The sequence below is a fragment of the Streptomyces sp. CAI-85 genome (assembly GCF_013363615.1).
Taxonomy (GTDB): Bacteria; Actinomycetota; Actinomycetes; order Streptomycetales; family Streptomycetaceae; genus Streptomyces; species Streptomyces antibioticus_B.
In genome coordinates this window covers 1-1,104 of the sequence record NZ_JAANNX010000196.1, presented here as the reverse complement: position 1 = coordinate 1,104, position 1,104 = coordinate 1, and the positions used below count along the sequence as shown (strand labels likewise).

General features: G+C 66.6%; 1 protein-coding gene and 1 pseudogene. Both read right to left on the bottom strand.

Annotated features, from left to right (window positions below):
* Positions 1-26: 26 nt before the first annotated feature.
* Positions 27-569, bottom strand: coding sequence for a hypothetical protein (locus G6W55_RS37735; protein ID WP_175525073.1), 543 nt, complete (start codon positions 567-569; stop codon positions 27-29).
* Between the two features lie 185 nt (positions 570-754).
* Positions 755-1,104: pseudogene (locus G6W55_RS37730) on the bottom strand (elongation factor Tu); the annotation flags it as partial.

The window sequence follows — 1,104 nt, the reverse complement described above, 5'->3', positions numbered from 1 at the left end:
GCTCTCGACGTCGACCGAGAGGCCCTTCAGTGCCTGGCCAGCGCGTTCAGTATGGCATCGGCGTACGGGTCACGACGGTGCAGCGCGGCGGACAGGACCGTGAGCGGGATGTCGCGAGCGGCTTCGTCCGGGCTGTCGATCACCGGTACGTCGTCGGGCCCCAGAACGAGGGGACGCAAGGTGAGCGCGGGCCACTGCCGTGGGCCGATGTCGACCTGCCGGGCTGCCCACTCGGCCGTCCCCCGGTCCGCACAGACGACGAGAAGCACCGGCGGAACGCGGTACTTGGCGTACACGTACGAGAGGTAGTACGCCCAGCTCGCGGGCTTGCGCAGGTCCGGCTCCCCCTGCGACTCGACGGCCAGGAGGAAACTCCCGTCCTCGGTGTCCATCCGCAGCAGCGTGTCCACGCGGCGTTCCAGCGGCTGTGTCTCCGTGAGGTCGGTGGAGAGTTCCGTGGCGGAGACAGGAGGGGGAAAGGCGACGCCGAGGTTTCTGGCGGCGCGGGCGAAGAGACCCGGGTCCTTCTGGAAGATCCGGTGCAGGGCCTCATGGGATGAGCTGACCATGCGGCAAAGCTAGGGACAGAACGGCATGTGCCGCCCGCATTTGCCCCGTCATTCCCCCGCCCGGGTGACGTCTCCGGCAGTGGAGTTGCCGCCCAAGACAGCGAAAGGGCCCGCACAACCGAGGTTGTACGGGCCCTCTCAAGGTGCTTCAGCCAAGGCTGGAGCAACCAGTCAGATCAGCGAGATCACTTGTTGATCTTGATGACCTGGCCGGCGCCGACCGTGCGGCCACCCTCGCGGATGGCGAACTTCAGGCCCTCTTCCATGGCGACGGGCTGGATGAGCTCCACCTTCATCTCGGTGTTGTCACCCGGCATGACCATCTCGGTGCCCTCGGGGAGGGTCACGACGCCGGTCACGTCCGTCGTACGGAAGTAGAACTGCGGACGGTAGTTGTTGAAGAAGGGGGTGTGACGGCCACCCTCGTCCTTCGACAGGATGTAGGCCTGGGCCTCGAACTCGGTGTGCGGGGTGACCGAACCGGGCTTGATGATGACCTGGCCGCGCTCGACGTCCTCGCGCTTGATGCCACGGA